This is a genomic window from Paenibacillus sp. TC-CSREp1, from assembly GCF_050171015.1.
Lineage (GTDB): Bacteria > Bacillota > Bacilli > Paenibacillales > Paenibacillaceae > Paenibacillus > Paenibacillus silvae.
Map to the genome: position 1 here is coordinate 57465 of NZ_JBNOKM010000007.1, position 21403 is coordinate 78867.

Genomic DNA, 21403 nt, shown 5'->3' on the forward strand with positions numbered 1-21403 from the left:
CAATGAATTTGTAGAAAAAAAGTTATAAATATTTATCAACAGCAATAATATAATATAGCCCCTCTTAGTTTACCTCAACGATTAAAGGCAAACATAAAGGGGCTTTTAACTTCGTTTTATTTTCTTTTGTCCATCAGGAAGCTGTCAGGAGTGTACCCCGCCTCATATGCATTTCGCTGTACCTTCGCCTGTCCACGCTTGTGCAGCCAATCCTGGGCTTCGAGGCGAAGTGTGTTCATCCGAGCAAGAATCTCGGAATCCTGCTGCACCAAACGATGAATGACTTCCTTCTCATGCTCACTGGCTTGAGTATCAGAAAAGTGCCCTATTAATTGATCCACGACCACCTGCCGCTCTTCAATAAAAACTTCAAGCTGTTCAAAGTCCAGATCATATAAACTCAATAGGGTATTTGAAGTCATAATCTCCAGTTGGTTAATACATGCTGCTCTATCCATGAGCATTAGCAGATTGCTCTCCCTGACTAGCTACAATTTTAGATGCCTGTATCCAGGTCTCGCGCAATTCTGACAAATAACCCACCGCTTCTTCAGCCTTTGATTCATCACGCTGGATATTCGCCTCAACGAGCAAATAATTAGTATACTCGTACAAAGAAAACAAATTTTTAGAAACATCATAAGATTGATCCAATGTGCTCATCAATTCGCTTATAATCGTCTGGGCCTTGCCCAGATTCAAATTAGTCTTCTCAATATCCTGCTGCTGCATTCCGGCAATGGCCGTCTTAATAAAACGAATAGCCCCGTCATACAACATAATAACTAACTGTGCCGGATTCGAAGTCTGGACAGAGGACTGACGATATTTATCATATGGAGAAGTGATCAAAAGTCTCACCCTTTATTATAAAATTAATTACCTAGTTGGGCTAGCAAACTGGATGACTGTGACTGCATCTGTGACATCGCTTTTTCCATAGCAGCAAACTGTTTATAGTAACGATCTTCCGTACTTGCAATATTACGTTGCATTAAAGCAATACGGCTATTATATTGTTTTAATTGTCTTCCCATTGGATTTTCTTCACTGAAAGTGCTGGTCACATCCGTTGTAAAACGGTTTGTACCTGAACGATCCGATATTCTTTGAATCGCAACGGAGGCACTATCTGCCAGTTTATCGAAGATCCCGTCATTTGGTGCACTATCAGAACCTTGAAAAAGGTCAATAACGGCCTGAGGATTCGAGCTGAGTGCAGTTTTTAATTTGGCCTCATCCTTTATAACAAGCTTACCGTTCTCTGAGTAAAGACCTGTCGTTATTCCCATGGAGTTTAAAGGGCCTAATTTCTCTGAGATTATAGATCTCATGTCAGAGAGCACAGATTTAATAATATCATTGTTCTTCAACAGTCCGCTTTTTGCTTTATCAGTCCAGGTTAGAATTTCAGACTCTTTCATTTCCTTTTTCTGCTCTTCCGTAAGTGGCTTGAAGTCAGAATATTTGGTTTCCCGGATTGTACTATTCAAGGATTTGATTAGGTTATTGTAATCATCTATAAAACCTTTAATGGATTCTAATGCTTTATCCGGATCTGTTTGATTCTTTATAATGACAGGATTATCAACACCATTTTTCAAGGTTTCTTCCTGCAGCGTCAGCTGCACGCCATTAATTGTAAATGTATTCGTTCTGATGTTATCCAAACTTTGATCATTCACCTTAACAATGGCATCCGAGCCATCTTTTACTTTAGTCAGGGCATTGGCATCCTCTTTGAAAGGAACTGCACCTTTGAAAAGTGAAAGAAATTCATAGGCATTGCCGCCCATTTTGATCTCGTTCCCTGTGTTTGCAGTGATCGTTAACTTGCCTTGATCAAATGCAGCTGTAACTCCAGCTTTGGTACTACCATTAATTTTACTAATTACACTGGAAATAGACTCTGTTTCACTAAATACAAAGCTCTCTCCGTTAATAATGAAGCTGTAACCTTTCATGGGCGCACCGGGCTCTGGAGCTTTCCCATCTTTTAATTTCTGAAGGTCACCCAGTGTCTGTGTATCCGTAACACTAGACCCGGCACCATTTGTTTCTATTACTGTCTTTTTGGAAAAGAGCGCAATCAAGGAATTCTTGCCTGAAGGCGTCTCTACTTTGATGTCCCCAGCGGCTCCACCTGAACGCGATGCTAGTGACAATTTACCTGTCGCTTCATCATAACTCGCAAATACATCTGCTTGTAAATTTGAATTAACAGTCGATATGAACGAAGAAATCGTTGTTCTTCCGTTAAAGAGTGAATTACCATCTTTGTCCTTAAAGCTCACACCGTTAATCGTGATATCGAAACCCTTATTCAAATAAGCTTCAAGATCCGATTCATTCATTGCTGACATCTCGACTCCATCAAGATTAGCAAGAAATGTATTTCTGCTCACCCCTTGACCTAAACCGGACGTTTCAAGCGTTTTTGCACTTGCCAGCTTTTCCACTGAAACCTTCATATCCGCGGTAGTCGCACTGGCACTTGCCTCTGCTTTGACAGCTGTCGTATTGCCTGAAACGACAGACTTATTGGCGTTCAGTGCAGATGAGTTACCATATTTAGTGGTGAGTTTATTAATACGGAAATCATACAATTTACTGCTTAAATCACGATAACTCTCCCGCTGCCATTGCAGAATCTGTTTGTCCTGGTTCAATCGATCCAGCCTGAGATTTTTGGTGGCCATCATACTCTTGACCATACTATCAATGTCCATGCCTGAAAAGCCATTAACACGTGTAACCATTATGCACCTCCAGATCTATATTATATCTTTTCATCCACTAAAATCCCGGCAAGCTCCATCATCTTAGCAACTAAATCCAGTGTTTTTTCGGGAGGAATTTCCCGGATCAGTTCACCCGTATCTTTATTAAGTACTTTGACCATAATTTCATGTGTTTTTTCGTGAATACTAATATCCAATGTTGTCTGCGGGCCCTGGAGCGATTTTACGGCGTTTTCAATAGTCCTGATTAACTGCTCTTGACCAACGGACAGAGAGGCCCCCTGCTTCTCCAATTGGCTCAAACTCAAGCCTTGATTCACGCCTGAATTCAAGTCTGCTCGTTGTGCTTCAGTTCCTGAAGATAAATCTCCCTGTTGACTGACGGATGATGACGTTTTAGCGGATAATGAGAACTGTACATTCATCTTTACCACTACCTCCGGCTGCATATTTACTTTTTATATCGGTTTTCCTCAACGTTCTGATTAGAGCTACATGAAAAATATGTATAAAAAGACCTCGGTTAATCCCGAGATCTCAAAATTTGAGTTTAATTTTTGATCATGATGGACATATAAGCCATAGATTTAAAATGGTTACTTTCGAGTAGGTCCAGTACATTATTCAGATAATTCGAGTTGTGCTCAACGGTTTTTGCAAAAGATTGGACCAGCTTCACTACAAGATCTGTAGTTAAACCTTTGTGGAAACCTGACATACCGATCAAATGCAATTTGATCATGGAGAAATGAACCACCATCATAACATAATCGTCGAATACTTGACTTCTGCCAAATGGAAACAGATTCTTGAACACATAATTTACAAGGTAATTTTCGAGAATATATTCATGTTCATCCATGAAAGGTGCATAGTATTCTTCACTCGCAGTTCTATACCTTTCAGCAATTTCTTCCTCAGTAGAGTCCTCCGTGTACATAATCCCATTCAATGTTTCTACAACACACTCCATGTATCTGCCACCTTTTATGCCGTGACCAAAGCGATAATCCATAAGTTCTTTAGATAGCTTGAGCTGCACAATGTTGTTAACCGGTATATCCATTAAAGAATTCTTGGTATCAGGGTCTTCCAGCATATTTGAATACGAGGTAATCGTATTGAGTATTGCATCATAATTCCCTTCATTAACTTGAGATTGAATTTTCTGATAAAACAAACCTAGAAAAATCAGCCTCTCAGCTAATGTATAAACACGATTTTGTAAAACTTGAATTGTAAAAATCCGTAAATTCCAAAAGTATGGTATTAATTTGTTTTTCCCGTTAGGATTATCCGTAATAATTTGCTTGTTAACCCACACTTTCCCCAATACCTCTTCAATTTCATTAAATTGAATTCCCTCTGGCTTCAGCAATGTAAGTCTTGCTGCCTCAGGGCAGGATAGAGTTGTTGATTTCTCAAGCACTCCGTCAATGCTATTGATGCTCCTTGGATAACTGCTGCATACGTTAGACAGATAGTCTTCTCCTAAACCAAGCTGAATTTTGCATAAGTTTTCTTCAGAAAGAAAACCACATCTCCCCTGTTCATCCATATTAATTTTCGCATATTTCTGAACAGTAGGCTCTGAACGATGCCTTGAGACATTTTTATCAAATAATGGCTTTAGCTCGATATTTCGAGATTTAGAGTACTTTTTATAAGTCTGCTGATCAATATCCACTCTCCAGCCAATGCAGCATGAATCTTCACAAGCAGATCCGATACAAGCGAAATCCTGCATATATTCCGGCACCAGAATCGTTCTATTTTTAACGGTCATGTAGTCTCTCCTTATACACCTTTTGTAAATAAAAATAGATACCCTCACGTGGAAGATATCTATTTTAACTTGCAAATCATTAAATTTCCGAAGGAATTGGATAACCAATTCCTTCAGAATGAGATTAAACTTAACGAAGCAATTGCAGAACACCTTGTGGCTGTTGGTTCGCTTGAGCCAACATCGCTTGAGCTGCTTGTGCCAAGATGTTGTTTTTCGTTTGGGACATCATTTCTTTCGCCATGTCTACGTCACGGATACGGGATTCCGCTGCAGTCAGGTTCTCGGAAGAAGTTCCCAAGTTGTTGATTGTGTGCTCCAGACGGTTCTGAACAGCACCCAGTTTGGAACGTTCGCTGGAAACAGAAGCAATGGCTTTGTCTACAACAGTGATTGCATTAGCAGCATTAGTTGAGCTTGTCAAGTCAAGTGCTTTTTCTGCATTAGTGTTGTTCGTTCCATCTGTAACGTTGTTCGCTGAAGAGAAGCCTGTGCCTGATCCAACGATACCCAGAGCCGCTGCACGCATATCATTTACGCCCAGAGACAGCGATTGGTTTTGGTTCGCACCGATTTGGAAAGTTGCAGAACGATCTTCGTATTCAGCTGGAGAACTAACATCCGGAGCTGTTTCTACTTTGGTTGTTGCAGTTTTCAGGGCGAATGAACCTTTGATGTTACCATCGTTGGATGTATCTCCTGTTGCAGTAAATGAAAACTTAATACCATCAGCATCATAGTTCAGAGTTTCGCCAGCATCTAAAGAGAATTTAGTTTCAGACAACTTAGTTGCACCTGAAAAAAGCGAAGCTGTAAATGATTTACTAGCCTCATCCCACTCGATATTGAGTTTATCAGCATTAGCAATGATAGACTTGCTGTCGCCATCAACAACAATATCGGAGACAACTGCTGCAGCATCACCAGTAGTACCGCCAACAACCAAAGGTACTTTTGAAGCAACTGTACTGTGCGTACCTGTAGCATCTGCTCCGATTGTTTTCAAGTTAATGGTTACAGACTCCCCATCATTCCAGTCTTTGGCATCTGCTTCAGTGAAAGAGAAGTTAATGCCTTGATTGTTGTATGTGTAAGTTTTAGTTGCTGGATCGAATGCAACGTCATCTGCATTGATTTCAAGGGTCTTAGGTGTACCAGCAGTCGTATCTACCCCATCGAAGTCAACAGTGAATTTGTCACCATCTCTAGTGATTTTGATCTCGTTTTTACCTGCTGCTGCTGCTGGATCGATTTTCGTGAAATCGAACCCGTTGTCAGCTGTACCCGTGATTTTAACATCGACAGCCGCTTTGGATGTTCCAGACCATGTAATTGGCTCAGGTCCAACTTTGATCGTTTGATCAACAGCTTTAGTAACGTCTACTTTTGCACCTGGTGTAGTTACAGCTGCTTTTGTCATGAATTTATCAGACAAGTCACCGTTCAACAATTTCTTTGTATTGAACTCAGTAGTGTTACCGATACGGTTGATCTCGGAAGTCAGTTGGTTCATTTCTTTTTGAAGCTCGGAACGGTCTTGAGTTGTGTTTGTATCGTTGGAAGATTGAACTGCCAGCTCACGCATACGTTGCAGGATGGAGTGAGTTTCGTTCAAAGCACCCTCAGCTGTTTGGATCAAAGAGATACCATCTTGAGCGTTACGAGTAGCTTGGTCCAAACCACGGATTTGTCCGCGCATTTTTTCGGAAATTGCCAAACCAGCAGCATCGTCACCAGCACGGTTGATACGAAGACCGGAAGACAATTTTTCGATGTTTTTGTTAGTGTTAGCAGTGTTAGTGCTCAGTTGGCGGTGAGTGTTCAACGCCGCAATATTGTGGTTGATAATCATTGAGTGTTTCCTCCCTGAAATAAGTTAGTTCCACATCCTTGTGGTAAACGCCGCGACATTAAGGTCGGCCGCCCTGCCGAAGCAGCGTCTAAATTATATATCGACAGGAGGTCTGCAACTGTTTATAGCAAACTGGAATATTTTTAATCTTTTTTCGGTACAGAATTACGAAGCCGTTCCATAAATGCTTCCACATTGGCGGCAAGCGGTGCAGCAGAATCCCGGTTAGCTTCTTGAATAGATGCGTAGATTTCCTGACGATAGATATCAATATGTTTAGGTGCAGTAATGCCGATTCGCACGGTATCTCCCTCTACTGCCAATACTGTAATCTCAATCTGATCCTGGATGATGATGGACTCGCCTTTTTTCCGTGAAAGTACTAACATCTCATACACCACCCTTTGCAGATTCCAACTGTTCTTCTGGCCAGATCAGACATCGTGTTTTATAGCCGGATTGATGAAGCACCACTTGTTTCCCCGTTCTTTTCTCTGGGTTCAATACTACAGGTGCCAGTAAATTCATGGTTGATTGGCTGACTTGCTCCTGAATGGTGACCATAGAATACACTTGAACTTGATCTGTAATCTCTAACTCCTCCCGATCAGCTTCCGGCAGTTCAAAGCTGTAATCCGATGCAAACAAGAAGGGATTAACCAGCAAAAAAGAAAGCTCAGGCTCCTGAAACGATTGCAAGTAAACAAAAGGGGTATCTTCCCAAGGGATCAATGCAAATTGATGCTCATCCTCAAATCCTGGAAGTCCCTTAGGAAAGTGGAATATATCCTCTTCCTGAACTTCAATCTCTCCCCACATGCTTGTCTGAATCATATTCATATTAACAAAGCCTCCCATACGAAGATTTTACGTAAAAAAGAGCTGTAGATGTCTGCTTCAAGACTGTCTACAGCTCTACTTATATATTAGTCTACATTCCTATATCAATAGCAGGCGGTGTATACTGAATCGATGCATACTGCTTCACATAAATGTCCAGCTTACCCCTTTGATACTCGATCTCAGGCCGATTAATGGTGACATTCATTTCAGAAACAGCCGGTGTATACTCCAGTTCCGGAGCACGAACATTGAATCGTATATCTACGTTATCTATGGATGCCGGCCCTCTCATCTCGGGAAAAGAGGTTCCCTGCCAATCCTCCCCAATAATATTAGCGATGGTATTGCCCGACTTGTGAATCTCGGCCAGTTGATTGCCCTGCTGCACACGGTTCGCAATATTTTGCAAAAAAATCTGCTGCATGCCCGAGTATATTCGAGCATTCATATCAATCATATTTCCGCCGTTGTATGCTGCAAACGCTCTGGATTGATCTACATTCAGCTCTGGAGCATGGCTTTGAACCTTCAACTGGGCAGGCCTTGTATGTAGCTGCACATCAGCCTTGGGCTGACGCAACGAAAACTGCCCAGGGTCAGCGTCAATACTAAGTATAGAAGGTGTCGTTCTAATCTGAACAACAGGAAGAGTATTCATACTGCTCCCCCTTTTATCTCAAGAAATCCACTAGAGAAGGTGATATGATCTTGGAACCCGCTGACAGGGAAGCATTATATATATTTTCCTGAATTTTGGATTTCATAATGAGTTCTGCATAATCCGCGTCCTCAACCTTGGCCTGAAGGTCTGTCAAGTTCACACCCAAATCATCCAGACGCCCCATCATGAGATCAATACGATTTGTTTTAGCACCGATCTCAGAGCGGATCGCCAGCATCTTGTCCATTCTGCTATCAATCGTTCCCAGTTGGCTGGAAAGCTCTTTTTGATCGCCGTCTTTTAATGCATCAATAATATTATTTAAAATCACGAACAGATTATCCTCTTCCGTTTCGCTGCCAAATACCTCGTTACCCGTTACATTGATCGGCAGTTGCACACTTTCACCCACAATAAAATTAATCTTTCCTGTATCCGTGATCACCGAAGCTGCATCCGTGGTATCTGAAGCTCCGTCCGCATCTTTGGTGAACTGATATGGTTTAATATCATAGGTTTCACCATTGAAAATGTATTTACCATTGAGCTTGCTGTTTGCTACGTCAATAAGCTGCTCTTTTAACTGCATAACTTCTTCTTTGACGCTATCCATAGCAGACTGAGGGTTCGTACCCGTAGACGCTTGAACGGTCAACTCACGTAACCGCTGTACGATGCTGCCTGCCTGGTCCATGACGGTATCATTAAAATCCAGCCACGATGTCGCACTATCTACATTCTTCTGGTACTGTTCATTGGAAGAGAGCTCGGCACGGTACCGAAGAGAATAGGTAATGCCTACAGGATCATCTGAAGGTTTGTTAATTTTACGACCTGTTGCCATCTGTGTCTGGGTATTATTCATCTGTTGTGCGTTGCGATTCAAGTTCAGCAGCAGCTGCGAACTCAGCATGTTATTTGTTATCCTCATTGCTTGAAATCACTCCTTCCAATCCCTTATCTACCTACTGTACCCGTAGAGTTAATCAGCTTATCAAGCAGTTCATCATATGTCGTCATAAAACGGGCAGAAGCACTATATGCGTGTTGAAATTTTATCATATTAGCCATTTCTTCATCCAGAGACACACCGCTTACAGACTGACGCCGAGTCTCGACCTGTTGAGTGAGGAATTCCGTATTGGCTGTCTGGCGTGCAGCCTCCTGTGACTGGACACCAAGTTGTCCAACAATGGCACTGAACTGGGCACCAATCGTTGCATTACGCAGACCGTCAGCTGTCTTCATAGGGGTATCTTTAAGATTGGCGATTAGAATAGCCAGGGTGTTATTCCCCTTTACCAGACTCTCCGTCCCAGAGGTATCTGTCGTTGTACGCAGCGAGGTAGCAATTTTATTCGGGTCTGCCTGTATTTCGGCATTCAATGAAATATTCCCGGCCGTAATGGTCGTTCCCCCACCCGCTGCCGTGAAGAACGGAACACCCGGGGCAGTACCGCCACTCAAACTGTATCCGAGTTGATGCAGACCGTTGAGGCCTTTCACTGTAACCTTCAGATCGGACGTTAGTGTACGCGCTGTTCCCGTGTAGGTAACGCCCTCCAACACGGTGTTATCAGGCAAAACGGAACCCGCTGGAATGGTAATCGACATTTCACCGTTTGCAAGGGTATCAGCGAGGGTATCCATTTGCTTTTGGTAATCTGTCACTAAGGAGTCTCTGGATTTAATCATCCCATGAACTTCACCATTGGTAAGTGTACCTGCAGTAAATGCATCATTTAGAAAAGCAGCATCTACAGCGACTCCCACCTCTGCACCGGCGACAAGTGTCTCTCCGCCCATCTGGATCTCATAGCCTTGTGGAGAATCCAGCACACTAATATTTATTATTTTGGATAATTTATCTGCCATCAAGTCACGCTGGTCACGCAAGTCATTGGCATTATCGCCAAGTGACTCCACTTTTACAATAGCACTATTAAGATTAGCTATGTTACCGAGGTAACCTTGAATCTCATTCGCCTTCACATCTATGTTGTTATTCAAGTCTCTATTCAGATTATCCAGCTGTCGGCTGATCTGGTTCATTGCATCTGTGAGTGCAAGTGTTGTTTCTTTAACAATCCTGCGTGCAGTTACATCCTCAGGGTTTTTGCTCAGATCAGACCAGGATTTATAGAAATTATCCATAACGGTTCGAAAACCGGTGTCTGATGGCTCGTTCACAATCGCTTCAAGCTTCTCTAATGTATCTCGCTGAATGGACCAACTTCCGAAGTTGGTGTTCTCATTGCGGTACTGATCATCCAGAAATTTCTCGCGCACACGTGTAATGGAGTCAAATTCTACCCCTGTACCGAGTTGTCCCGGTGTTGTACTGTGCAGGAATGCAAACGGCTCCATAGGAATAGATGCCTGCATGTTTACCCTTTGTCTGGAGTACCCTTCTGTGTTCGCATTAGCTACGTTGTGGCCTGTTGTGCTAAGAGCGGTCGTCTGTGTAAACAAACTGCGTTTAGCCGTTTCAATGGAATGAAATGTAGATGTCACCTGGTTTCCCCCTAATTTAATCAGGCACGAGTGTCGAACAGGCCGATTCGCCCTGGATTGCCATGCTTATCAGCAGGATGCTGATAAGTTGCATCCTGTTCTGGCCTTGAAGCAAAAATGTCCATCGATAAATCAATAAACATGAGCGACTGCTCGATCAGCTTTTGATTTAATTGATTAATTTCTTTCAGTTCCTGTAATGTTCCCGCCAGCTTTTTCTGAACTTCAAACAATCGCTGCTTGTCAGCCGGATCAAAGATCAGCTTGGAAATCTCGGTAATATTCAGGTGCAGCATGGACTTGATGCCACGCTCCTGAAGCAGTTCGTGAACAGCATGTTGTCGTTCCGTCTCAAGCGGCTCCTGCTGCTTCATAAACTTGGATTCCTTATTCATGATAGCAATAAGCTGGTCTACATCATTTTTGACGATAACCTCTCGTTTGATCTGACTGAGCGCCAGCATATCGCGGTGACTTTGCTCCATCTGCTGCAAAACTGCAATTAATCTGTCCAGTGCTGCCATTACATAATCACCTATTCCTTATCAAAAGACTTAAAATACGGCAGCAGCTTGTCGGCAAGCTTACTGCTATCTACCTGATACGTTCCCGAGCTTACCTGTTCCTTCAGTTCCTGAATTCGCTGCAATCGTCCCGCATCCTGCGTACGTCCTTGTTCTTCAAGCATCTTCATCGCCTCCGGAGAAATGGATACTTCGTCCTTACGGCGGCTTTTCTTGGTTTCAGCCTGCTGATTGGATTCAACATTCCTCTGATATGAATTGATGGCTCCAATTCGACTTGGTTCATTGATTTTCATTCGAAGTGCACTTCCTTTCAGTTAAAATGTGACGATTTACGTTTTTCTTTCTTTATCTTTATGTGTTTAAAACGAGTAGGATAATAAAAAAAACCGATAATCTTTAATAAGTTTATCGGTACGTTCCAAAACATTTGTTATAGCATTATTCGGATTTAAGACCACGTTCCTATTAGTCCCGTAGTTTGTCGACAGCATTGTAGGTTCGTCCGCCTACTTGGTTGTTCTCCTTCTGACCTACTTCACGAGCAGCACTAGCCAGATCTTTCGTTAGTCTTGTACGGCAGGAATCACACATATGACCTTCACGAATCAACGTTCCGCATACTTCACAAGGATACATCATATTCGGAGCGTTTTCGATGGAAATACGTCCCTCACGAATAAATTTGGTGATGGTTTTAATTGACACCTCGGTCGCATCCGATAATTCTTGTATATTGGCGCCTTTATTCTCGCGCAGATAGTCTACACAGATCTGATATTCCTGCTCCATTTCTTTGATACAGTTCGAGCATACATCACGAAAATTCAATGCATACAATCTGCCGCAGCGAGGACAATTTCCTAGATTCATCGCCAAAACTCCCCTCTTAATCTCTCTTTCCCGACTAGCTAATACCTATAGATTACCTTATTTTCTCATATGAAGTCCATATATTATTTGCAAATATAAAACGCAGGCAGTTTGCGTAGATACGCAATCTATTTTATAGCTAAACTCTGCTATTAAACATAAATATTTACCTTGAGAAAAATAATATTTGCGTTTAACTGTATTTTAGAGAAAAACGGAGTGAACAGAAAGAATCTAAAAAAGCAAACATTACAAATCAGGATCTTGCTAATGTCAACGTATAAATACGCAACGGAATACCGGCATTATTTGCAGCAGCTAGAATGACCTGCCCGCAAGCATCCAATGTACTGCCGGTTGTGTAGATGTCGTCAATTAAAAGGATTTGTAAAGCTTTATCTACATTGTTGATCTGATCGGATGATTCGGGCATGGGAGAATGATTCATTCTCCTGAAGAATGTTGCGATATTCTGTGGATGAGTTTCTGGGTTTTGAGAACTTGGGCGGCCTTTATCATCCCAAATCTTTGTAATGAGATCAAGCCCGTCAGGATGAATAGAGAAAGCATGTTTCATCGTCTCGAATCGTTCGGCGCGAGATTTGAAGCTTTGTTTCCCGGTGTTGATCTGGCGCTGCAACAGATCAACACCGGGTATCCGGGCGGCGGTGGCAAGCCCTGCTGCCAGCCGCTCCGCCTGATTGAAGCCGCGCTCGGCCAGGCGCTCCTCGCTCACGGGAACATAGGTGAGCGCGTCAGGTCGCCAGAGCGGCTTTAGGGTTTCTTTTCCACATATACGGGTCAGTTCTTCGCTCATCGCTTGAAAGGCTTGAATGAGAAGTGCCGTTAGCAGCGGGGCGTAGCGCTCGTGTCCTCTAAATTTATACATGCTGATCCATTCTCTCATTAATTCATTGTACTGTACGGCGCTGCGATTACAGATGAAGGAGCGGCGCTGCATATGCGGACGGACACAGTCAGGGCACCCTACTCCCCGTCCGCAACGCTGGCAGCGAATTGCGCGAATCCACGGAATCTGCTGCACACAGCGTGTACATATCCCCGGATAGCGGGAGGACAACAGCGCTCGCGTGCCGCAAGTCAGGCAGGAGGAGCCGGGCGGACCGAGCAGATGGTGGAGTCCTCTGGTTAGCTGATGCGCACGTTCGAAGAGATGGGAGATGTAGTTCAACATGAAGCAGGGCTCCTTTCTTTACAATGTAACTCCCTAAGTTTGTAATGAGCGTTTAGTACGATGTTTCATTAACGCTTGAGGAAGAGGCTGCTAATTTTAATAAAAAAATGAATGTTGGCGAAAAGACACTTTTGTATGAACGATGATCCTGTAGAGAGCCTTTTCGGGTTCAGCTGAGAGTAAGATGAGTTATGATCGTTATTTGGAGACGGGTGGGTGCAGGTAGCCTTTGCGGCGGGCGATGGCATTCATTTTGCAAATCTGGGATACCGCTTTGACTTGAGAACGAGTCCGGCGTGAGGCGGCGAACACAACCCGGCCTGCCGGATCATCCAGGGAGCGCCCGGCCCGACCAGCCATCTGTACTAATGAAGCTTCATCAAAGAGCCCATTGTCTGCATCCAGAATAAACACATCACTGCGAGGTATCGTCACCCCCCGCTCCAGAATGGTGGTCGTTACAAGCAGGCGTATGGAGCGCTCGCGAAAAGCAATGACCTTGGGCGCCCGGTCCGCGTCCTGCGATGAAGTGCCTTCAATCGAGATATTCGGAAAAGTTCGGCGCATCAGCTGCACAAAGGCTTCGATTTGTGCGATTCGTGTTACAAAAACAAACACCTGCGCATCACGCTCCAGCGAAGAGCGAATGCTGCTCACGATGGGAGCGGGCAGCTGTTTACGCTTGATGCACTGGGCTACGGTTATCATGCGCATCAGCTTGGGTACAGGCAGCGGATGCCGATGAAAACGGACAGGTACCTTGGCATGTGCGAGCTTGCCTAGAGCGGCCTCTCGCTGCAGCCGGGCTGGCGGTGTAGCCGATAAATATACGAAATGTCCATCCGGCTTGCAGGAAGAAGCGGCAGCGTGAGCCAGCATGGGATCGTTATGATACGGGTAGGCATCCAGCTCGTCGATAATGACCAGATCGAATCCGTGATAAAAGCGCATAAGCTGGTGTGTGGTCGCCAGCGTGAGCTGAGCGTCTTTCCAGCGCTCCGCGCTTCCGCCATAGAGCGTAGCAAGCGAGGTGTCCGGGAAAGCTTTCGCCAGGCGCGGAGCCAGCTCCAGCACGACATCCCTGCGGGGTGTAGCGACCAGCGCTTTGCCCCCGTGATCCAGTGTGTGCTGGAGCAGAGGGAAAATCATCTCGGTCTTGCCGGCCCCGGTCACGGCCCAGAGCAAGAACCGCCCCGGCCCATCCCCTGCGGGAGGCCGGGCCAAAAACGCAAGCGCCGCGGCTGCTGCCGCGCTCTGCGCTGCGCTTAGCCCCCACCGGGCGAGTCCGCCGCCGGTGGGGGCCAGGGCCGTGCCCCGCGGTGCTTCGCCGCGTGCGGGCACGGCCCCTTGCGCTGCACTGCGTAGCAGCAGCGCACAGGCACGGCTGCGCCCCAATGCGAGGCATGCCTCGCAGTAGGCGCACGCCGCCAGGCCGCAGGCAGCGCAGGGCACGCGCTGCCTGGCTTCGCTGCCACAGCGGTGGCAGCGGGGCGCGCTTCGCGCGCGGCCAAGCCACGCGAGCCGGCGGCGCGTGGCAGGCCCTTGGAGGGCGGCTGTCAGCTGCAGCCGCCCATGCAAGCGCGCGAGCTGCGCAGCCGCGCGCCAGCCCCCGGGCGGCATGGCGGGCTCCGCCGCCAGCAGCGCCTCGGCCTCGGCCGCCAGCAATTGGCGGCCGCTCATGCGCTCAGCCAGCAGAGCAGCACACTGCTGCAGCTGAGCCCAATGCTCGGCGGGATAGGCCCCAGGCATCCCGCCCACAATAAACTGTGCAGCTGCACCTCTTCCTTGAACTCCAGTTTCACCACCCCCATCTTCTCTTTTACTAGTCATCCACCCACCTGCTTCACTCCCCTTCTCCCCCCATCCGCTCGCTCCCATTGCCACAGTCACAGCTTCTCTAGCCTCAATCTCACCTGAGTCCCGCTCGTACTCGAGCAGCTTTGTGTTCAGATAACATTGCCACGCTTCAACATCCCATTGAGTCATGCTGCGCACAGGCACAAACTGCTCCACGAGCCATGCGGCCTGACTTAACGGCAGCTGCAAGCTTAGAACCAGCCACTGATGAACCTGCCTACCACTCACACCCTCCAGCCACCACACGACATCGACCTGAATATCAAGAGACAGGATCATACTCCACTTTTCATCCGTGCGACATACATACAACGCCACCTTCATCTCTCCAACTCCTCTCTCGTGCGATTCAAAGACTTATCCAGAAACGCAAAAAAGCACATACTGCCGGCGGCTTCGCCGGAGCATGTGCTTCATGTTCCTGTCGTTTCACAGATATGATCTGGCCTCAGTATAACGATATTGCCACTTCATAAACAACCGTTTACTTCCCAACCCAGACTTTTGACAGCTGATCTGAGCCGGATTGGATATAGATTGATTCTCCTGGCTGCAGTACTCGTCCATTTACTTCAAAAGTAAATGTCGTGTCAGGCGAGGTACGATATAGATCAGGAATCTCTTCTTCTCCCCCCAGTTCATCTAACGCCTGTATATGATCATCAGCATTCTTTTCTTTATTCGCGCCAAGCTTACTGCTTGCATTCTCTACATTGATTGAGTATGACATATCCAAAGAGTCCTTATTCCCCTCAACGGCTACTGTACCTGCAGACAATAGCAATACAAGCGGCAGCAACATCAACTTGGTGTACCTTGCAAAGCATCGTTTTATGATAATGCCCCGTCCTGCAATAAACCTTTTCAAAGGCGCCTCACTTCCTATTCCGAAACCTATATAAACTTAAATTTTCTTAAATTCAATTATATGGATATTCTTTATAACAGTCAATACAACCGATAATTCCAGCCCTATCTTATTCTATTGCTCTTGATTTTTTCTTTAAAAATCGCGCAACTTTTCCCAATTTTCTCAGTCTATACTTTTAAGTTAAGACTTCTGACTTCAAAATGCTTCTCGGGCTCTAACCAAAGCAATAAATCCAGTATTTAACCATAGATTGCAATAAAACCCATATTCAATTTAAAGGCAGACTTGGCTACAATTACAAAAAAAGACTACAGCGTTGCGCTGTAATCTTTCTCCATATGAATTGCATATCAACATCTGCATCATATCATTGTCTTGCTTGCCTGAATCCGGCTTCATCACTGGATTTACGCAGATCAATGAGACGATAACCGCCATGCGCCTGCTTGCTGCGTTCAAGATCTGATGGCACAGCCGGAAGATAAGAAAGCTCCAGGCCCTGCTTCTGCATCATCTTCTCAATGATCGTAATCGTCTCTGCATCATGATGATCAGCGACCACTGTTAATGTAAAGCTCTTTCCACGATATAATAATTCCCGGCAAAGTGCTCGAATAATGCCCTCAATCCGTCCTGCCTGATTGGAAGGAATGAGCAGAATCTGCTCGAAGCCTTCGGACTCCGGGCGGGAAATATGGCGCTGGTGCATAACATGAACGGCCACTGCCGCCAGGAAGTATATAAGCAGAATCATAGTCAAATGAGCAACCATGGCAACTGCACCTCCTCGGAAGGTCATGCTCACCCATGGCGAACATCCCTGTATACAGCAGTATATGCTGCGTATTCCGAAGGGTTACAACCAACGCCGGTCCGTGCTCCGATTTGAACAGATGTTCAGCTCGCCCTCGCACTTTGTTCATTTGCAGTGATAAAGTCCATCAACCCGCAAACCAATCCAGCTACTGGAAAGGGTGCGAGTGAACACGGATTAAACGAACAAATAGTTTAGAGCGTAACCCAGCCATATTTGATGGAGTTGATAACAGCCTGTGTACGGTCGTCCACTTCCATCTTTTGCAGAATGCTGCTGACATGGTTTTTGACCGTTTTTTCACTGATAAACAGGAATTCACCAATCATTTTGTTGCTCTTGCCCTCAGCCATCAGACGCAGCACTTCGGCCTCGCGGCGTGTAAGTGGATTGTTGTCACCCGCCACAAATTTAACGCCGGCTTCCTTCGCAGTGCCTTCACTCATTGCACCTGTTTCGTTCAGATACGTCATGCGGCGAAGCTGCATAATCAGTTTGCCCGTTACTTTAGGGTGAATAAATGCATGTCCTTCATGTACCGAACGTATCGCATTAATCAGTGACTCTGCCTCCATGTCCTTCAGCAAGTACCCGTTTGCCCCTTTACGGAGTGTCTCGAATACATAGCTTTCATCATCATGGATGGACAAAATAATAACCTTCACATCCGGGAACAGCTCACGCAGCTTCTCGGTAGCCTCCACACCGTTCTCTACAGGCATGTTGATATCCATCAGAACGATATCCGGTTTTTCCTGATTACAGAATTCAAGCACCTGAATGCCATCGCCACACTCACCGATGACCTCAATGTCGTCCTCCATATTCAAAATGCGTTTCAATCCTTCACGGAACAGCTGATGATCATCAGCCAAAAGAACTTTAATTGATGTTTTTCCAGTATCACGGTTTTCCATCCTGCTACTCCTTTCCCTTATCCACGTTAGTCGGGATATGAATGACTATTTTGGTTCCCTGGTTCTCTGCGGATTCAATCTCTATTCTTCCCTCTAACAGTTCAACCCGTTCTCTCATCCCGATCAGACCGAAGTGGTTGTGGTCCTTGCTTTTCTTCGCAAGAAGCTCCGGTTTGAACCCAAGCCCATTGTCCTGTACGACAATTTTGACGAGCTGAGCCTGGTATGTAATTTCTACGACAACATACGTGGGATAAGCATGCTTGGCAGCATTAGACAGACCTTCCTGCACAAGGCGGTAGATTGCTGCCTCCATTGCAGAAGAGAGACGATGTTCCTTGCCTCTTGTTTCAAAAAGCGACCGGATTTTTGTTTTTACTTCAAAATCCTGCACATACTTCCTCAGCGTCGGGATCAATCCCAGATCATCCAGTGCCATAGGACGCAGATTGAAAATAACTTTTCTCATTTCTTCAAGACTTGAACGAACCTGGCCTTTCAAATCTACTATTTCGGCCTGGACCATCTTAAAATCCTGCTTAATGAGCATTCTTTCTACAATTTCCGTCCTAAGCACTAGATTGGCGAGCATCTGCGCAGGCCCGTCATGAATCTCCCGGGCAATCCGCTTCCGCTCTTCCTCCTGGGCCAAAATAATTTTCAAACCTATCATTTGTCGATTCTTGGCAGACTCGATGATACGGGTCACTTGACCTAACTCGCCTGACAAGTATTCTAGCACAACGCCCATCTGCGAACCAATGGTCTCGGCACGCTCAACAGAAGCCTCCACATTTTTGGCACGCTTCTGCAGATCATCCCGCCGGGCCTTTAGATACATTTCCTTCTCACGATAAATCATCAGATCCAGCTGCAACTGTGTCGCTTTTTCATACGCCTGCTTGATATCATGCTCCGAATAACGGACAAAGTCGCGGCTCACCTCGGTAAGCCGAATCCGGGAACGGCGGTAATTCAGCTCTAACTGATCTACTTTCTCGATCGTTTCCGCCGTTTCCTTCAGCACCGACTTCAACTCCTCGTTGAGCGTCTTCAGCTCCTCACGAGTGGAGTCCATGATTTCAAACATTTGATATTTGCTGTTTTCCATGACTTGTATGGCGTTTTTTATGACGCGGTCTATGGCATCGGCTTGTAAATCCACGTTTGTTCGACTCCATTTCTATCGTTTCCGGTATATATCATACCATATCACGATGAGATGGTAACGGTCTTCGTGTTCTGTTCCCATTTTACAGTCAGACCAAGCTGCTCCGAAACGAGTCTGAGAGGGACTAAAGTCCTACCCCCGCTTACATAAGGTGCAACTGATGCGCTCTGTCTTTTGCCATTCAGAACAAACTCTTTCTGACCTACCACCAGATCGATCAGCTTGCTGCCGCGAATCACGGTAATCCGCTGATTTTTGCTGTCCCAGCCCGCCTGTCCGCCGAAGGCGTCCAGCACGTGTTTGATGGGCACATATGTTGTTCCATTTTTAATGACTGGTGCTGCATCAATCGCTTTGGTTGTACCATTCACCGTCATCGACTTCTTTCCAAGCACGAGAGAAGCTGTTCCCGTTGGCAATCCGGCTTCGCTGGACTTGGATGGCATCGTGAAGGCAATATTGTCAAATGCCACCGTTCCTGTCATGGCGCGCTCATCCTGCCCCTCTTCCACGTTAACGACATACACACGCTTCAGTTTCGCCGGATAAGCCATGTTCAGCCCGTTCAGGTCCACATTCACCTTTTTCCATCCATTCCAGTCAATCGCTTTGGCCAGATCGGCATATACCGTTTTACCCTTGGCATCGGTAAACTCGGCACGCAGCCAGTTCAGGCTCTTGTCACCCATAACATCCATAGACATGGAGGTTGCAGAAGCAGAAACCTCACGGCCTGTTGAACCGTTCAGCTGAGCGTAAGCGTACATTTTGCCCGTTCCACCTGTCATGTCGTAGCTGAGCTGCAGCACCTTGGAGCCGGCCTTTTCACCTGTTCCTGCAACGACTGCCGCTGACCCTGTTACTCCTGCCGCATTCGTTGTGAAATTAATCGGATAATTCACGCTTTCGAAGTTTTCCCAGATGGTCTCGCTATCTGCTGCCGAGAGCACAACGACCGTACTGAAGCCATCATAACGACCGATCGCATAACCAACCTGCGCTCCATCATTCACAGAGGATACCGTCAACTGATCTCCTGCCACCTTGCCTTTGAAGCCTACAAATTCCCAGGTGAGCGAGTCTGCCGGTACAGTTACACTTTGCCCACTCTTCGTTGTCGCGGTCACTGGAATCGAAACTGTCGTACCCGCCTTGAGCGAACCAAGACCTGATCCTGCCGTCAGGGACGCCAGCTCACTGCCGCCCAGCACCGTGACTTTGATGGAGGAGGAAGCGCCACTGCTTGTAGCTGTCAACGTTGCTGTGCCCGGCTTCACACCTTTAACCGTTCCGTTGCTTACACTTACAATGTTATTGTTGCTTGATTTCCAGGTCAACGGAATATTGCCTGTGGCGATCGGGTTGTAATACGTGTCATACCCTTTCGCCGTATACTTGCCTTCCTGACCGGCAAGCAGTGTCTGACTGCCACTTACCGCAAAGCCCTTCAGCTTGCCTTCCGGTGCTGTCGAGAATACACCGAGTGTGTTCACCACTTGGCGCTGCTCTGTGCCGTACTCGGTATTAAACGTCAGACTTGCAGATTGCTCCCCAAGCGGACGTGTTACCATCGTCGTTGAGCCGCCGCCGTCCAGATTCATACCTTTCCACACCCCGATGCTCGTCATAAACGACTGAAGCTCGGTCAGTGACAACCCGCTGCTGTTGCTGTTTTTCTCCGCTGCAACAATGTACACATAACGCCCGTCCTGAGAATAACCTACCGCTGTTCTCGCACGAACGCCGCCAATACCGGACGCAACAATATCCCGTGAGAACGGTGTCGCTTGTCCGCCGTTGACGAGAATCGTATGACCGCCGATCATCATCTCCAGATTGCTTGGATCAACAGATTGTCCTGTCGTTTTGGCAACCAGCTTGTAGTCCGCGCCCAGTGTCTGGCCAACCGACAGATGACTCATCACCCAGGTTGCTGCAGTACCATGTGCCCGCAGTATGTAGCCGTCCTTGGGTACAGTCATATTTAATGCTTTTTTATCCGAAATCTGTGTGATGACTCCGTTCTGTACAAGCACCTCTGTCGGTGTGGTGGATGGATCGTTCGGACGTTTGGTTGACGTCCAGGCAGGTGTATAAATATACATGGAGTTGGCATGGCTGTATGTACCTGAACCCGTCTCAACTGTATAGTCCTCCTTATTTATCCCACGCAGAGCGAAGGTTGAACCATCCTGTGCCTTAATTGTGCCGTCAAACGAATATTCGTCGATCATCGGCTTGCCATCTTTGGTTACGGTGAGGGCATACATGCCTTTCAGCTCTGAAGGTGTGGACACCAATACCCCGTCAGAGACTTGTCCGCCAATCGGCGCGAGTTCCCCGGATACGTTGAAATAATCCCCGTTCACGGCAGCGACTGCACCGTTTTCCTTGGCCATGCCGCCTGTGCTTTGTTTGCTATTCAAGTTGCCGCCCTTACCCGTCATCACGTCCAGCTTCACATACGGATTCTGCAAATCCACCTGCACGACATCTGCAAGTACATTTACCTTCGAGCCAGAACGTGTCGTTGTATATCTGTATTTCATGAGCTTCGCACCCGAAGTCAAAATTTCCTCACTCAGCTTGCTTGTATTGGTTGATGCTGCCGCTGCCACAGACTGCCAGGATGTTCCCGACCACATCTGTCCACCCGCACTCATCACCGGTGCAATCCAGATCACACCTGCCAATGTCACGATCGCCCACTTCTTTGCTTTGCTATGCTTTACGTCTTCCAGCTGTTTCCCATGTTTCCCCAGCATGTTCGAAACGTCTCTCCCA

General features: G+C 46.2%; 22 protein-coding genes. 1 reads left to right on the top strand and 21 read right to left on the bottom strand.

From position 1 onward, the window contains the following. Positions 1-116 precede the first annotated feature (116 nt). From ACQSGY_RS12055 to ACQSGY_RS12125, 15 genes are all read right to left on the bottom strand, one after another. Positions 117-458 (bottom strand): hypothetical protein, encoded by a 342-nt coding sequence (locus ACQSGY_RS12055; protein WP_427052059.1) that lies wholly within the window; start codon positions 456-458, stop codon positions 117-119. Then, complete coding sequence (gene fliS / locus ACQSGY_RS12060) at positions 451-852, bottom strand: flagellar export chaperone FliS (RefSeq protein ID WP_427052060.1); 402 nt, start codon at positions 850-852, stop codon at positions 451-453. Before fliS ends, ACQSGY_RS12055 begins: the two co-directional genes overlap by 8 nt. A gap of 23 nt (positions 853-875) precedes the next feature. Further along, positions 876-2759 (bottom strand): flagellar filament capping protein FliD, encoded by a 1884-nt coding sequence (gene fliD, locus ACQSGY_RS12065; RefSeq protein WP_427052061.1) that lies wholly within the window; start codon positions 2757-2759, stop codon positions 876-878. A 20-nt stretch (positions 2760-2779) separates the two neighbouring features. Then, the gene (locus ACQSGY_RS12070) at positions 2780-3166 is read right to left on the bottom strand and encodes a flagellar protein FlaG (RefSeq protein WP_427052062.1); all 387 of its coding nucleotides are present in this window, start codon (positions 3164-3166) and stop codon (positions 2780-2782) included. A gap of 125 nt (positions 3167-3291) precedes the next feature. Beyond that, positions 3292-4527 carry a flagellin lysine-N-methylase gene (gene fliB / locus ACQSGY_RS12075; RefSeq protein WP_427052063.1) on the bottom strand — a complete coding sequence of 412 codons (1236 nt, stop codon included), beginning with the start codon at positions 4525-4527 and terminating at the stop codon, positions 3292-3294. Between the two features lie 130 nt (positions 4528-4657). Beyond that, entirely contained in the window at positions 4658-6379 is a 1722-nt protein-coding gene (locus ACQSGY_RS12080; RefSeq protein WP_427052064.1) for a flagellin, read from the bottom strand. Between the two features lie 143 nt (positions 6380-6522). After that, positions 6523-6768 carry a carbon storage regulator CsrA gene (gene csrA / locus ACQSGY_RS12085; protein ID WP_110895549.1) on the bottom strand — a complete coding sequence of 82 codons (246 nt, stop codon included), beginning with the start codon at positions 6766-6768 and terminating at the stop codon, positions 6523-6525. Position 6769: 1 nt separating this feature from the next. Next, complete coding sequence (fliW, locus tag ACQSGY_RS12090; RefSeq protein WP_427052065.1) at positions 6770-7219, bottom strand: flagellar assembly protein FliW; 450 nt, start codon at positions 7217-7219, stop codon at positions 6770-6772. Positions 7220-7310: 91 nt separating this feature from the next. After that, positions 7311-7880 (bottom strand): DUF6470 family protein, encoded by a 570-nt coding sequence (locus ACQSGY_RS12095; protein ID WP_110895552.1) that lies wholly within the window; start codon positions 7878-7880, stop codon positions 7311-7313. A gap of 13 nt (positions 7881-7893) precedes the next feature. Further along, positions 7894-8814 carry a flagellar hook-associated protein FlgL gene (gene flgL / locus ACQSGY_RS12100; protein WP_427052066.1) on the bottom strand — a complete coding sequence of 307 codons (921 nt, stop codon included), beginning with the start codon at positions 8812-8814 and terminating at the stop codon, positions 7894-7896. A 26-nt stretch (positions 8815-8840) separates the two neighbouring features. Continuing rightward, a complete protein-coding gene (gene flgK / locus ACQSGY_RS12105) occupies positions 8841-10397 on the bottom strand; it encodes a flagellar hook-associated protein FlgK (protein ID WP_427052067.1) in 1557 nt (518 codons plus the stop codon). Positions 10398-10417: 20 nt separating this feature from the next. Beyond that, a complete protein-coding gene (locus tag ACQSGY_RS12110; RefSeq protein WP_427052068.1) occupies positions 10418-10921 on the bottom strand; it encodes a flagellar protein FlgN in 504 nt (167 codons plus the stop codon). An 11-nt stretch (positions 10922-10932) separates the two neighbouring features. Continuing rightward, positions 10933-11217 carry a flagellar biosynthesis anti-sigma factor FlgM gene (flgM, locus tag ACQSGY_RS12115; protein ID WP_123065336.1) on the bottom strand — a complete coding sequence of 95 codons (285 nt, stop codon included), beginning with the start codon at positions 11215-11217 and terminating at the stop codon, positions 10933-10935. A 172-nt stretch (positions 11218-11389) separates the two neighbouring features. After that, positions 11390-11794, bottom strand: a complete 405-nt coding sequence (locus ACQSGY_RS12120) for a TIGR03826 family flagellar region protein (RefSeq protein WP_427052069.1) — start codon at positions 11792-11794, stop codon at positions 11390-11392. Positions 11795-12050: 256 nt separating this feature from the next. Beyond that, complete coding sequence (locus ACQSGY_RS12125) at positions 12051-12755, bottom strand: ComF family protein (protein WP_427052070.1); 705 nt, start codon at positions 12753-12755, stop codon at positions 12051-12053. Here ACQSGY_RS12125 and ACQSGY_RS12130 point away from each other — a divergent pair, their 5' ends adjacent. Next, positions 12756-12947, top strand: a complete 192-nt coding sequence (locus ACQSGY_RS12130; protein WP_427052071.1) for a hypothetical protein — start codon at positions 12756-12758, stop codon at positions 12945-12947. A 240-nt stretch (positions 12948-13187) separates the two neighbouring features. Here ACQSGY_RS12130 and ACQSGY_RS12135 read toward each other — a convergent pair whose 3' ends face one another. From ACQSGY_RS12135 to ACQSGY_RS12160, 6 genes are all read right to left on the bottom strand, one after another. After that, entirely contained in the window at positions 13188-15170 is a 1983-nt protein-coding gene (locus ACQSGY_RS12135) for a helicase-related protein (protein ID WP_427052072.1), read from the bottom strand. Positions 15171-15330: 160 nt separating this feature from the next. Next, complete coding sequence (locus tag ACQSGY_RS12140; protein WP_427052073.1) at positions 15331-15714, bottom strand: hypothetical protein; 384 nt, start codon at positions 15712-15714, stop codon at positions 15331-15333. A gap of 370 nt (positions 15715-16084) precedes the next feature. Further along, positions 16085-16489, bottom strand: a complete 405-nt coding sequence (locus tag ACQSGY_RS12145; RefSeq protein WP_427052074.1) for a hypothetical protein — start codon at positions 16487-16489, stop codon at positions 16085-16087. A 236-nt stretch (positions 16490-16725) separates the two neighbouring features. Beyond that, positions 16726-17448 (bottom strand): response regulator transcription factor, encoded by a 723-nt coding sequence (locus ACQSGY_RS12150; protein WP_111269098.1) that lies wholly within the window; start codon positions 17446-17448, stop codon positions 16726-16728. 4 nt (positions 17449-17452) lie between these two features. Further along, positions 17453-18613 (bottom strand): sensor histidine kinase, encoded by a 1161-nt coding sequence (locus ACQSGY_RS12155; RefSeq protein ID WP_111269097.1) that lies wholly within the window; start codon positions 18611-18613, stop codon positions 17453-17455. 47 nt (positions 18614-18660) lie between these two features. Beyond that, positions 18661-21384 (bottom strand): stalk domain-containing protein, encoded by a 2724-nt coding sequence (locus ACQSGY_RS12160; protein ID WP_427052075.1) that lies wholly within the window; start codon positions 21382-21384, stop codon positions 18661-18663. Between the last annotated feature and the right edge of the window lie 19 nt (positions 21385-21403).